General features: G+C 40.1%; 15 protein-coding genes. 5 read left to right on the forward strand and 10 right to left on the reverse strand.

What is annotated here, in order from left to right; translation table 11 throughout:
• Positions 1-155 precede the first annotated feature (155 nt).
• Positions 156-596, reverse strand: a complete 441-nt coding sequence (locus HWQ43_RS19715) for a hypothetical protein (RefSeq protein ID WP_292737175.1) — start codon at positions 594-596, stop codon at positions 156-158.
• A 659-nt stretch (positions 597-1255) separates the two neighbouring features.
• Between HWQ43_RS19715 and HWQ43_RS19720 the strand changes: the two genes are divergently transcribed.
• The 4 genes from HWQ43_RS19720 (at position 1256) to dnaN (ending at position 3218) form a co-directional block, all read left to right on the forward strand.
• Positions 1256-1531, forward strand: a complete 276-nt coding sequence (locus HWQ43_RS19720) for a hypothetical protein (RefSeq protein ID WP_292737177.1) — start codon at positions 1256-1258, stop codon at positions 1529-1531.
• Positions 1528-1701, forward strand: a complete 174-nt coding sequence (locus HWQ43_RS33840; RefSeq protein ID WP_366932861.1) for a hypothetical protein — start codon at positions 1528-1530, stop codon at positions 1699-1701. Before HWQ43_RS19720 ends, HWQ43_RS33840 begins: the two co-directional genes overlap by 4 nt.
• Positions 1702-1950, forward strand: a complete 249-nt coding sequence (locus HWQ43_RS33845) for a hypothetical protein (protein WP_366932862.1) — start codon at positions 1702-1704, stop codon at positions 1948-1950.
• Between the two features lie 104 nt (positions 1951-2054).
• Entirely contained in the window at positions 2055-3218 is a 1164-nt protein-coding gene (gene dnaN / locus HWQ43_RS19730) for a DNA polymerase III subunit beta (protein ID WP_292737179.1), read from the forward strand.
• A 142-nt stretch (positions 3219-3360) separates the two neighbouring features.
• On the opposite strand, the gene HWQ43_RS19735 is transcribed toward dnaN, so the two are convergent.
• From HWQ43_RS19735 to HWQ43_RS19750, 4 genes are all read right to left on the reverse strand, one after another.
• Positions 3361-6669, reverse strand: coding sequence for a GAF domain-containing protein (locus HWQ43_RS19735; protein WP_292737181.1), 3309 nt, complete (start codon positions 6667-6669; stop codon positions 3361-3363).
• Positions 6670-6925: 256 nt separating this feature from the next.
• Positions 6926-8113 (reverse strand): TRC40/GET3/ArsA family transport-energizing ATPase, encoded by a 1188-nt coding sequence (locus tag HWQ43_RS19740; protein WP_292737183.1) that lies wholly within the window; start codon positions 8111-8113, stop codon positions 6926-6928.
• 104 nt (positions 8114-8217) lie between these two features.
• Positions 8218-8499 (reverse strand): hypothetical protein, encoded by a 282-nt coding sequence (locus HWQ43_RS19745; protein ID WP_292737185.1) that lies wholly within the window; start codon positions 8497-8499, stop codon positions 8218-8220.
• A 159-nt stretch (positions 8500-8658) separates the two neighbouring features.
• Entirely contained in the window at positions 8659-9012 is a 354-nt protein-coding gene (locus HWQ43_RS19750; protein ID WP_292737187.1) for a hypothetical protein, read from the reverse strand.
• A gap of 126 nt (positions 9013-9138) precedes the next feature.
• On the opposite strand from HWQ43_RS19750, the gene HWQ43_RS19755 reads away from it, so the two are divergent.
• Positions 9139-9333 (forward strand): hypothetical protein, encoded by a 195-nt coding sequence (locus tag HWQ43_RS19755; protein ID WP_104904626.1) that lies wholly within the window; start codon positions 9139-9141, stop codon positions 9331-9333.
• A gap of 183 nt (positions 9334-9516) precedes the next feature.
• Here HWQ43_RS19755 and HWQ43_RS19760 read toward each other — a convergent pair whose 3' ends face one another.
• The 5 genes from HWQ43_RS19760 to HWQ43_RS19780 form a co-directional block, all read right to left on the reverse strand.
• Positions 9517-10257 carry a Uma2 family endonuclease gene (locus tag HWQ43_RS19760; RefSeq protein WP_292737190.1) on the reverse strand — a complete coding sequence of 247 codons (741 nt, stop codon included), beginning with the start codon at positions 10255-10257 and terminating at the stop codon, positions 9517-9519.
• 175 nt (positions 10258-10432) lie between these two features.
• Complete coding sequence (locus HWQ43_RS19765; RefSeq protein ID WP_292737192.1) at positions 10433-10810, reverse strand: DUF2358 domain-containing protein; 378 nt, start codon at positions 10808-10810, stop codon at positions 10433-10435.
• Positions 10811-10863: 53 nt separating this feature from the next.
• Positions 10864-11427 carry a hypothetical protein gene (locus tag HWQ43_RS19770; RefSeq protein ID WP_292737194.1) on the reverse strand — a complete coding sequence of 188 codons (564 nt, stop codon included), beginning with the start codon at positions 11425-11427 and terminating at the stop codon, positions 10864-10866.
• Between the two features lie 156 nt (positions 11428-11583).
• Positions 11584-12258 (reverse strand): HupE/UreJ family protein, encoded by a 675-nt coding sequence (locus HWQ43_RS19775; protein WP_292737196.1) that lies wholly within the window; start codon positions 12256-12258, stop codon positions 11584-11586.
• A 280-nt stretch (positions 12259-12538) separates the two neighbouring features.
• Entirely contained in the window at positions 12539-13273 is a 735-nt protein-coding gene (locus HWQ43_RS19780) for an SGNH/GDSL hydrolase family protein (RefSeq protein WP_292737198.1), read from the reverse strand.
• Between the last annotated feature and the right edge of the window lie 122 nt (positions 13274-13395).

Raw genomic sequence — 13395 nt, forward strand, 5'->3', positions numbered from 1 at the left:
TCAATCAATTAAAATACTCAAAATAGTCTTAATAAGAATGATAATTGTGCATAAGGGCATGGGGAGGAGGCAAAGGACGCTTGCCTCCTTCCCCTCTATTTGATTGTTATAATCTTTAAGGTTTTTGACAACTTAAATTTCCTGTTGGATCTTAGCTAACTGACGATCGCACCCGACACCCCATTCATAGATCCATTTACAGAAGAAACCTTAACAGAATTGGTTGCTAAAGAATTGGTAAGTTTGGAATTACTTGCTGTGCCTTGCTTCTTCTTAGTATTACCTCGTCGCGCACCACCCGCCATCTCGTATTCTTGGCTGGTTTTACCGTAACGGCTGCCAACTCCTAGTAACATTTTTTCTGACATTGTTATGACAACCTGTTCTGCATTCTTCACATCATCTGTGAGTTTGTCAATGGAAGATAAAGCAGTGTTGTAGGCAGCAAGCTTAGACCGTAGATCGTTAATTGTTGCATTGTAAGCTTGTATAGTCAGTCCTTCGCCAAAGTCTAGTTCTACACTGATAGATTGTAAACTTTCAATGCGGCGATCGGCTTTTTCTAAAACGCTGGAGTTTCTTTTAGGACGTGCCATTATTCATCTCTCCCAGTAAACTATAGTACTGTTTTATACAACATTTCCCTTGATTGTCATCAGAAAATATAACAAAATCAGTTGCGTAAGCGTAGCCCATCGTAGAGATCGCACCTCTAAACCTCTAGTTGATTTTACTTAAATTATTTTGCAATTTAAGTAATAAATAAACTCATAAGTTTATCGTGACAATTGCTGCAATGATTTAAACGTTTCTTATACATAGAGGATCAATTGTTGCAAAGTATGAATGCTTTGCTGCAACTACTTATATGTTTGCAAGAAATGCTTAAGCGTTTCTTATATATGGAGGATTAATTGTTGCAAAGTATGAATGCTTTGCTGCAACTACTTATATGTTTGCAAGAAATGCTTAAGCGTTTCTTATATATGGAGGATTAATTGTTGCAAAGTATGAATGCTTTGCTGCAACTACTTATATGTTTGCAAGAAATGCTTAAGCGTTTCTTATAGATCGTGCAACATTAGCTACAATCGTTTGAGTTTTTACAAGTCTGAAGCGTAGGAGCGTAGGAGCGTAGGAGCGTAGGCGTAGCCCGTCGTAGACATCGCCTTTGTCTATTCTTTAAGATAAAATCGCCTCTTGAAGCCTGTTAACGTGATAAATAAAGTTCTATTGCTATTGAGGCAGATAATTTATGACAGCCAGAGAGCAACTTATTCAGGAAATTGAGCAGGTTTCAGATTCTTTAGTAGAAGAAGTGCTAAATTTCTTGCTATTTATAAAAGGTAGACAGGATCAGAAAAATTCTACATCTCATGATGAAAAAAGCCAGTCAGGAGAGCAAAGCATTTTAGAGCGTATGGGAGGAGTACCTCAACATTTACTCTCTGTTGGTAATTTATCAGACCGAGATGTTCGGAGAGCGGTTATTGCATCATGGATAAAGCAGAGCCGCCAACAGGAATTATGACCTATTATCCTACGATTTTAGTAGATACAGGTTTGTTGGTTGCTTTTTACGACTCAGCAGACTCACATCACGATCGGGTGGTTGAGTTTTTTGCTGGATGTACCAGTCGATTGGTAACGAGTGAAGGTTGTGTCACTGAAGTGATGTGGCTATTAGCCTCTGACTGGTAGGTGCAAAACGAGTTTCTGTCCCACCTAGCAAATCGCATCTATGAGTGTGAATCGCTTACGTCTCAAGATTTTGCTCGGATTGCTGAACTGAATGCCCAGTACGCTGATTTGCCAGGAGATTTTTCGGATTTATCCCTTGTGGTAATTTCTGAACGCCTGAATGTCGCTGCAATCGCCACACTGGATAAAGATTTTAATATTTATCGACGCTATTGTAACCAACCGTTTAAACGAGTTTTTTACCCTTAAGCAACTTCATCAGCTATGCCTACGCCTACACGCTAATCAAACAAATAGCGATCGCCTATAAACATAAGGATGTTAGGATATCTTTCACTAGCTGCATCTGACTTATGAAATTAGTTTGCTCCCAAAGCGATCTCAGTACAAACCTCTCACTCGTTAGTCGTGCAGTCCCTTCACGGCCAACTCATCCAGTACTTGCCAATGTGCTGTTACAAGCGGATGCTGAAACTAACCAAGTAAGCTTAACAGCCTTCGATCTCAGTTTGGGAATCCGCACCAGCTTTAACGCAGAGGTATGGCAAAGTGGGGCGATCGCACTTCCTGCTAAGTTACTTGTAGATATCACCTCTCGTCTTCCAGAAGGCGAAATCACTCTTGATGATGAATCAGCCTTGACAGGTGCAACATCCGGTGGAGAAGGTTTAATAGTTACACTCACACCCAAAAGTGGACATTACCAAGTCCGAGCAATGGGACCGGAAGAATTTCCCGAACTGCCTATAATTGAAAATACAGAAGTAATCAACCTCACCACCACTGCATTAATTGAGGGATTACGCGGTTCATTGTTTGCTACGAGTGCTGATGAAACCAAGCAAGTACTCACAGGAGTTCATTTAACAGTTAAACAAGATACTCTAGAATTTGCAGCTACCGACGGACATCGCCTCGCAGTAGTAGAAACTAGCAACGAGCGTCCTCTAGGCGGAACCAGTCAACTAGAAGTAACAGTACCAGCGAGAGCATTACGCGAACTACAAAGAATGCTAGCTCATAGTGCCTCATCAGATGAACCTGTAGCTTTATATTTCGATCAAGGTCAAGTTGTGTTTGCATGGCAAAATCAACGTTTGACTAGTCGCACATTAGAAGGACAATATCCTGCTTATCGGCAATTAATTCCGCGCCAATTTGAGCGACAAGTAACAATTGAACGGCGACAATTTGTCAGCACTTTGGAGCGGATTGCTGTGTTAGCCGATCAGAAAAATAATATTGTCAAGCTCACTATTGATAGCGAAGCTCAAGAAATTACTTTATCTTGTGAAGCTCAAGATGTGGGTAGTGGTAGAGAGTCAATGCCAGCACAAATTTCAGGGGAAAATATTGAAATTGCTTTTAATATTAAATATTTGATGGAAGGATTGAAAGAGTTACCATCTTCCGACATTCAAATGCATTTAAATCAAAGCCTAACGCCAGTAATTTTTACACCATTGGGTGGCTTGAAAATGACCTATTTAGCTATGCCTGTGCAACTCAGAAGTTAGAGGTTATTTATCAAGTAAAAATCCAATTACTGTAGGATTAAATATCATTTAACTCTAATTTAGATCCCCAACTTCTTCAAAAAGTCGGAGATCGGGCAATACGGTTTAGCTAAAGGTAAAAGTCTTTGCCAATGACAAATGACTAATGACGAATTTGTTGAATCGGAATTTCAATCCAAAATTCTGTACCTAACCCCGGCTGAGAATCACATCTAAACACACCACCGTGTTTATCTACTACAATTTGGTAACTAATTGATAACCCCAAGCCAGTGCCTTTTCCCACTGGCTTAGTTGTGAAAAAGGGATCGCAGATTCTTGCTCTGAGAGCTTCGGGTATTCCTGGACCATTGTCTGCAATGCGAATTACTACGCTCTTGATATTGCCTTCAAGTTCTCCAAGAGCAGTATGGATAGTAATTTGACTGCTATGAGATTTTGATTGAGATTGGGTGTAATCTTCTAAAGCATCGATCGCATTGCTTAAAACATTCATAAATACCTGATTTAGCGGCCCGGCATAGCACTCTACTAAAGGAAGGTTAGTATATTCTTTGACTAATGTAATCGCCGGACTTTCTGGTTTTGCTTTCAAGCGATGCTGCAAAATTAGCAAGGTGCTATCAATACCTTCATGAATATCAACTGGTTTTTTTTCTGCTTCGTCAAGGCGAGAGAAATTCCGTAAACCCAAGACAATCTGCCGGATGCGATCAACCCCAATTTTCATGGAAGATAGAGTTTTGGGCAAATCCTCAATGATAAATTCTAAGTCGATATCGAGTGCGCGATCACTAATCTCAGAGCTAGGGTTGGGGGTATTTTGTAAATAGAGTTCTAGTATACTAAGTAAATCTTGGGCGTAATCATTGACATGATTGATGTTGCCATAAATGAAGTTCACGGGGTTATTAATTTCGTGAGCAACACCAGCTACCAGTTGACCTAGTGAGGACATTTTCTCAGTTTGGATCAGTTGGGTTTGAGTTCGCTGTAAATCATGCAAAGCTTGAGCTAGCTTTTGAGTCTGCTCTTTGGTTTGATTATGTAATTGTGCTTGTTGGAGTGCAACCCCAAGCTGATTGGCAATTTGAGTAATAAATTTAATTTCCGAGGCTTCCCAATGGCGGGGTGCAGAATTCTGGTAAGCTGCTAACAAGCCCCATAGCTGTTGCCCGATAAATATAGGTGCGATCACATAAGCTCTTGCTTGAATTTGTTCTAGAACTGCAACGTGGCATTGAGAGTGCCCAACTTCATAGATATCATCAACTGCAAAAGTTTCATTGTGACGATATCGCCCACCTTGGGTTTCCTGCAAATAGCTATCTTGCCAAACTGTATTAGTATTAGAATTTACTAACTTTATCCAACTGTCACCCACAAACTCGGCGATATATTCACCACTCCAATCAGCCTGGAAGCGGTAGACTACAACTCGATCCGCTTGTAGTGATTTACAAATTTCTTGGGTAGTTGCCTGAAAAATCGCATCTAGATCAAGAGATTCTCTAACTTTTGCCACAACTTCAAACAATACCCGTTGTTGTTCTGCTGCTTGTTGCAAATCTAATGTCTGTTGTTGTGTCTGAGAGAGTAAATCAGCTTGCTGGAGTGCTACGCCCATTTGGGCGGCAATCTGACTGAGAAAGTTAACTTCAGAAGCTTTCCATTGCCGAGGGCCAGTGTGTTGATAAGTTGCCAGCAAACCCCAAAGTTTTTGCCCAACAAAAATCGGCGCAAGCACAAAAGCATGAATTTGAAACTGCTCTAGATTGTCGATATGACACTGAGCAAACCCCATTTTGTAAATGTCATCGACTGCAAATGTTTCATTGTGGCGGTAACGTCCTCCCTGTGTGTCTTGTAAGTATGTATCATTCCAAATTGTATTAATACCTAGTTCCGACTCATTCGACCAGTATGGACTAGCAGCCTCGAAATCCCCGACAAATTCACCACCCCAATTAGCATCAAAACGATAAACAGAAACGCGATTGGCTTTGATTAATTGACAAACTTCTTTAGTTGTGGTCTGAAAAATCGTATTTGTGTCCAAAGATTCTCGAATCTCGGCAATAACTTTAAACACAGCCTGTTCTTGTTCAGATGTCCGTTGTAACTCAACTGTGCGTCTTCTAACTTGTTTTTCTAAATTTTCATTGAAGACTTGTACTTGTTGGTGTAGTTCATACTGCTGAACTGCGGAAGCAAAGTGTTTACTGAGGTTTCTAGCCAGTTCAATCTCTTCAATTGTCCATTTTTGAGCTTGTGCTGTTTTAGATTCGCGCCAAACCTCAAAAGATCGCCGGGGATACAGTTGTCTTTGATCGCTGTCATGCTGCCCCGCCCATAAAGTTTCTATATCTACTTCATTGCGGAAAATACTTAAGTAGCCCAACAACTGCTGACGATACTGGAGTGGGATCATCAACACGCTACGAATTTTAGTTGGTTGAAAAGCAACTTGCAAACTCCGCAACCCAGGAGTGTTATATATATCTGAAATTGCCCAAACATCGTAGTTAGTAAACTTGTAGTGTTCGTGCCAGATACTATATTGCTCGATGAGTGGATATATAGTTTGTTCTGGCATTACAGGTTGCTGTCCACAGATATAAAGCTTGATACAAGTATTTCCTGGTATTAAGCATTCTGTTAAGCTGGTGACGTTGCCATTGTGGAAATCAAAAGCTTCATTTCTAATGCAAAGCCTGCCACCAACACCATTAAAAGCAGCAACAGCCGCTTCTAGGGCTGGCTGTAAGACTATCGTTGGTAGTGAATGTAGTAAGGTAGCAATGCGGTTAACGATCGCTTCTCGTTCGGCTGTTTTGCGAACTTGAGTATGAAGGGTGCTTTGAGCGATCGCCACTGACAGTTGCTCGACTACCATTTGTATTGCTTCTAGCTCATATTCTGAAATCAAACGCGCTTCAGAATTATGAGAGACTAGCAACCCCCAAAGTTGATCTTGATAGAGAATAGGCGCTATTACAGAGGATTTTACCCCCATTGCCGTCAGATATTCAATATGGCAGGGGTCTACAGGGCGGTAACGGATCTTCTCTGAGATAGTTTCTCCATTATCCAAGTCACGCAAATGAATTTGACCAATCTCTTTAGTATCAACATTCACAACAGAACGCACCCGTGATTTGATAAATAGTTCACGGGCATAGGATGGAATGTCATCGTTGGGAAAATTTAGCCCCAGTAGCGACGGCAAACAATTTTTATTAATCGATTCAGCAATCACTTGACCACTACCATCGGGATGAAATTTGTAAATCATCACTCGATCGGTTTTTAATAGCGATCGCACTTCTGCCGTTGTCACTGTGATAATTTCTTCCAACTCTAAGCTGCGTCGGATACGGTTTGTAATGCGGCGTAGAAAACTTTCTTCATCGCGACATAAGGGAAAATCTTGTTCAGGATTGGAGGTCATTGTTTATAGCAAAATAAATTAATAATTTGAAAACTGACATAATTAAATCTAAAGACATTCTGAAATTTATTTCATCAATTTGTCTTCAGTAAAACTACGGTCAAATCATTAATAAAAATATTTTTTTGCCTTTTCTCAAAATTCACCAAAAAATCATAAAAACAGACGCTAAAATAATTGCGTCTGTACTAGCAACAAGATAAAGTTCTTGCTTTTTATTTTTAACTTTTTGTTGACAGAGAAATATTCAACAAAATTAAACTTTTGTGTTGTCAGCAAAGCGGATTTTTAGATAGTCATCTTCCATCTTTGCCCCGGCTGGTTGTAGTGCTGCTAAGGCTTGTGGCAAAACTAAGTTACGACGATGGTTGCCAATAGTGATGTTCAATTCGTCTCCAGTTTTACTAAGTTGAACTTGGTCTTTAGGAATACCAGGCAAGTAAAGTTCTAAGCTGTATTGGTTTTCCTCTTGCACTACTCTAAGAGTTGTTTCTTTGTAATAAACCTGAGTTGGATCTTCATCTTTATAAAGAGTTTCTTTCAGGCGTTCTAATGAAGCTAACCCACACATTTCCTCAGAAAATAGGGGAACTTCTTTCACAGGCAGAGGGTGAAAATCATCATGAATTTCTCGGCGATATTGCTCCTGACTTTCCTTCCAACGTTGGAAAAATGGATCTTGGACTTCATTGGGAATAATCCGATTCGCCACGACTAAATCTGTTGCAACATTATACAAACTCAGATAAGCATGGGCACGGAGAGACTCTTTAATCACCATTTTTTCGGGATTAGTGACAAGACGCACTGAGGTTTGAGTATTATCTGTTAATACTTTTTCCAGAGCTTCAATTTGTTCATAAAACTCATAAGGTGCATCCATTACCTCTTTATCAGGTAGCGAAAAACCAGCAATTGGTCTAAAGAAAGGTTCAACCAGGGGTCGAAGTGCCACCGAGATGTTTTGAAATGGTTTGTAAAAACGGCGCATATACCAGCCACCGACTTCAGGTAAACTCAGCAAGCGCAGCGCTGTACCAGTGGGGGCTGAGTCGATAATTAAGACATCAAACTCACCTTCATCGTAATGGCGTTTCATCCTTACCAAGCCAAAAATCTCATCCATCCCTGGTAAAATTGCCAATTCTTCCGCCTGTACGCCATCTAAACCCCTTGCCTGTAAAACTTGGGTAATATAACGTTTCACAGCACCCCAGTTACCCTCCAGTTCTTGCAGCGCATCCAGTTCAGCACCCCAGAGATTTGGGCGAATTTTTTGGGGTGCATGTCCCAGTTCCATATCAAAACTGTCTGCGAGAGAGTGGGCGGGATCTGTACTTAAAACCAACGTCTGATAGCCTAGTTCCGCACAACGCAGTCCAGTTGCAGCAGCAACGGAAGTTTTGCCCACACCGCCTTTACCAGTCATTAAAATTACACGCATAGATGCTTTTATCCTGCCTGAGAATTTTTTACATTTATTTACATTATCGACTGTTTAAGGAAAATAAATGTTGTTTCAACACGTCTAGGCATTATTATGAGTATTTACCCTAACTCATCCGTTAGGTTTTGCTGCAATAATTGGTCAAGCTTAATTTCCAGTGCTGAGAGTTTTTTAAGAATTGTAGGGCGATCGCCATCAATAGAAATTAGTAGATTGGTTATTCTCTCTTGTATATTCGTTAATTGTGCTACTGCACTCTGGATTTGAAGCATTCCTTCTCGGAGTTCTTGGCGTTCCTGACGTGCTTCCGCCATTTCATATAACATAGCTTGGACTGTTTTAGCATTACTCTCAATTAGATGTTTGAGTTCTTTATCAGTCATTGCGATCGCGCTTTGGAGTTGAGTTTATTATTAACTCTAAAGTATTGAGGGATTTTGTTTCAATCCCCAGTAGGCAGCACAATTGGGCTGCCCTGCACTATGGTTTAATTACCTAAAAATTGCTGTAAGCTTTATTTACTGGCTCAAGATGGCAAAAGCTTACTCAACAAGCATCTTAGCCTTGTGCAAGTTCAACAGCTTTTCCTGTTCAAATCTATCGGGGTAAGCCATTTTCCTGCCTTCCAGCGTTAGCCGAATCAGTGCTATTTGCTCATCTGTAGGTGAACTTATCTCATCTATCGCTGCGCCAATATACTGAAAAGTCGTGAAAGTGGGAGCCTTTAACCCTCTTCCCTCTTGCATCTGATGTAGTGCTAATTGCGGGAATGCCATCAGAGAAGTGATGTAAGAAACTTTGTATCCTGGGTTTCCTGTCGGCTTGATACCGTAGCGTCGGCATAAGTCGCGTAACTCTCGGATGGTTTTGATTTCAAGTTCGGAACGCGTGAACATAAAATAGAAGTGTCTCGTTTCTAATGGGATATTTGGTGGGTATCTAGTTTCTCAGGCGAAATACCCACTAATAAATCATTATTCAATATGTATATCAATTAATCCAGATATATTAAGTAACGTAAAGTGTCTAAAGATAATCGTGGAAATCCAGAAATTAAAAATCATGGTTTTAAAACTGACAGAGATAAACCATTGACTGAATACATAAACTTGCGAGTTACCAAGGAAATGAAGGAAGAGGTAAAAGCTAAAGACGACCCACCAGAATTTTGCCGTCGTGCTATCCAAAAAGCACTAGATGAAGAGAAAGAGAAGTAGGGGACTTCCAAATAAAAAAATACTCAAAAAACTGGCGAAAAAACTCTCTCCTCCTTATTCCTCCGTGTTCTCTGTGTCTCTGTGGTAGCCTGCGGCAAGCCGCTTCTCTACGAGACGCTCCGCGAATGCGTCTACGTTTATTTGGATAATTTATTTCTTGGAAGTCCCTAATGCTTATTTTTCCTACTTTAACTCTTCTGGATTAACCCCCAATTCCTTCAATCTAGCCTTCAGTTCTTCCACTTGCTTCTGTGCAAGTTCCCTCTGTTGTCGTTCAACCTCAGTTTCTCGTTCTGCGGCTTGTGCCCTTTCTTCTGGAGTCGCTACCAACTGATTATCTACGTTAAAAAACCGTAATTTGGACTCATAGATTCCCAAAAATAATTCTAACTGCTGACTCCACAGCCACCCTTGAGCATTTGGTTCCAAAGGTTGATATTTCCCACCCACTAAACTAAACCCTTGAAACTCCAAAGTATTGGGGTGAAACCAAAAATATTCCGGCGTGCGAAAAGTCTCTTGGTAAAGTTCAAACTTCAGACCTTTGTCAACCTTGGCAGTACTGTTAGAAAGTAATTCAATAATCACATTGGGATACTTCCCTTGTTCTGCCCATAATACCCAACTTTTGCGGGGGCGATTTTCACAATCCTTGACAACAAAAAAATCTGGCCCTCTAAAGTCTCGTGTGGTAATCTGTTCTGGGCTAAAATAAATCGTTAAATTTCCAGTAGCATAAAAATCATTACGCTGACGCCACCACCATTTCAGACACGCCAATAGTAGTTCAATTTGTTCGCGGTGTAGATCGCTTTCCAAAGGAGGCTCATCACTCCATAAATCACTAGGGGGAATGATAATATCTTCTGCTTCTGTATGTATAGTTAATTCAGCAGGAATTTCAGGATTTTTGGCAGCCGTCACTTCGCTTCGCTCCGAATTCAAAATTCAAAATTCAAAATTCAAAATTAACAATCCCCATAAATTCAGGTGTTTTGTATCCTTTTAATTTCTCATTCATAATGATTAATGGCTTTTGCTCTTACGTTTAGTGTAATAGTAACAATCATCTGTTCAGATATATCAATTATTAATTTTTTCAAGAGAAAAAATGCTGCTTCACCACATCTAGGCGTGAACAGTTCCAATAATCAATATGGGAGACAATCAAACCATCAGAGTTAAGACCTAATTCACTCCAACCAGGAATAGAGATCCGTGGTTTCCAGGGTAGAGGAGTATTCCAACTGAGTGTCCACTCAGTTTTTATTGTGTCTCCTAAACGTTGAATATTATGTAAGTCCATCTTGGGATTTAAAAACCAAGTTTGGATAAAATTAATCATTACTTTGTAACGTTTAACACCCCGAAATTTATTCAGCGGGTCTTGAAAATAAACCTCTGGAGCATAAATGCTGTAAGTTTGATTCACTGGGAATCTTTGATAGTCTTCTTTGAGGATTTCAATGATATCCATGATAGATAAATATATCCGTAAATTGGTTTAATAGGAAAACTGAAAAATTGAAATTAACCCTCATTCCATAAACGTTCTAACTGACGCCGCCAAGCAGTTAGGGCTTCTTCTCGCCCTTGTGAAGTTTGATTAATTTCGCCCATCATTCCTTCGGCGTAAAAGCGTTCTAAGCTTTGCATGGTAGCTTGCAGAGATTGTCCTTGCTGTTTTGCTGCCTGAATAATTTGCCGGATGCGGCTTTCAATTAATCGATTAAAGACATTATCTAATCCAGCCTGATGGAGAGATACAAGTCGATTGATTGCATTGGACAAATCTGCACTCACTAAAGTACCACTATTATGTTGAAAGACCCCCCAAATTACCCCTTCATACAAAGCGTAACGTACTTCTTGAGTGTCATCAAAGTTGGCTTCTAGGAACTGTTCTAAAAATGGTTTGGCTTCTTGGATGGGCACAATAGGCAGTAAAACTCGCAGCCAAGTATTATCTTCGGAAAGCAGCACCAATAGCCGAAAATTAGAAGTGTCTATTTGCCACTCGCCAGGAGCGAGCGTACCAACTGCCGATGTGCCAAATAATTCTGTTAGCGTACCCGCAATTTCTTCAGGTGTCATAACTTTTTATTTATATATAGCCTCTAGATTAGCGCAGAGGTGCATCAACTTATTCACCAGAACGCTTGCCTGTCCAATCTAAAAACGCAGTGGGGGCGTACAGCTAGGTGTACGCCCCCACGAATGAATGTATTCCACTGAATTGAAATATCTGATTTAAATAAGCGAATTGCTCAAAAACACAATGCCGATCGCACACAAAGCGAAGCCAGCAAGGCTGATTTTCCAGGGTAAAATTCGGTTTAATTCTCTCATACCCATCCCAACACCAATTTCTCTAGCACTCATGGCAACTGCCAACAGAGTTAAGGTAATACCTAGTATATAGGCAGCTACTGATATCATTTCTGCCCCAGTAATAGATTCAGCATTCGCGTAACCCTGAAATAAACCAGCGCTGATGCCCATTAGCGCAAGCACTAGAAAGTTTAGTTGATTTGGCATCATCAGCATAGTACCAAAAACGATGGTAGAAATAGCAATGGCTATTTCTGTGCCTGGTAAATTTAGCTGGTATAGATGCATTACAATGCCCAAAACTGTTGCGAAGATAAAACATCCAGCGATCGCAGCGCCACGAGCAAACACAGATGAGAGTAAACCAATCGCAACAATACCAACTAAACAATTTAAACTAATTACTGGATCTGCTAATCCCCACACAAAGGCTTCCCAGGCGTTAGAGATGGTATGTTCAAATGGTGTTCCACTCAATGAACTCAGTAAGCTAATTAAAATTAAAGCTGCGATCGCCCCAATATGGCGATCCATGAACTTTGAGGTATTAAGTTCCCCCCAAGTACGGGATTCCGATAATTTAGTCTTGAACATTGCTATATACCAAATTAGTTTTTAGGTAATTTATACTACCCACCTACCCCAAAAAACTAACGTGGTAATGATGCTAGATTACACTAGTACAACACGGCGCAAATAAACCAATCATTCCAAATCAACGAAACCCTTATGCTGTATTCATTTTTAATTTTTAATTTTGCCTTGCGGTACTAGCTTCACTAAGTTATCTAAAGCCAAGTTGATTTCAAAGTGAAAAGTCTGAATGCAGCCTAAAAACTTTCTCTTATCCTTTTAACTATACAACAGGCTGTTTTTATATCTTTCTGACGATATACTCAACTAATTGTTGAATCATTTGGGCATCTGTTTCACTTAAACTTTCCAACTCAATTCTGTTGCTTTGTTGTGGAGTACTAGAATCGCTACTATATATACGACGACTCAAGCCTACAGGACTATTATCGTAAAATGTTGTATAGAATACACACGCTGCGACAAATGAGCCAATTGAACTAGGGTGGCTTTGATCGGAACTGTAAAGGTTTAATTTGAGATTTGCTTCCTGAATTTTTTGCCAAGCTATTCCCACAGGTGCAACTTTAGCTTTCAGTTCTTTAGCAATGTTCATGTAAGCATCAGTCAATATCTGTTGCGTTTCTGGTTGATTTTGCTTTGCCCAAGTCAAGTAAAAGACTGTTTGGGAATTTACTCGTTTAATTTCGGCATCAAACAGAGTAGCGAACTTATACATTTCCTGGGGATTAGTAATTGGTAAAGTACTTTGCTCTTGCAGTACCACGTAATCCCAGCGTTTCGCTTTCAATAGTCTGAGTGCTTCACCACGTTTCCAGTGGTTTTTGAGTGTAGCTCCACCAATCACAACCATTTCAGTTTCTAACTTTTTAGTTTCTTTCGCCGAGGCAGCTAGCTGTTGTGTCAACCAAGGAAGATCGTTGAAATAGGTATAACTGTTGCCAATAAATAAAACTCTGATTGCTTGCTGTTCAGCTACGGGTAAAGAATTTGTCTGAATCTGCTTTGTTAGCATATTAAACAAGACAATCATCACAAAGAGAAATAAACATACATATACTATCTTGGTGTTGCTCATCATCCCTGAAATCTTTGCAGTATAACTTAATTCTTGGACGAGATTTTTTCGGAAATAGT

Source organism: Nostoc sp. JL31 (assembly GCF_017114965.1).
Lineage (GTDB): Bacteria > Cyanobacteriota > Cyanobacteriia > Cyanobacteriales > Nostocaceae > Nostoc > Nostoc punctiforme_A.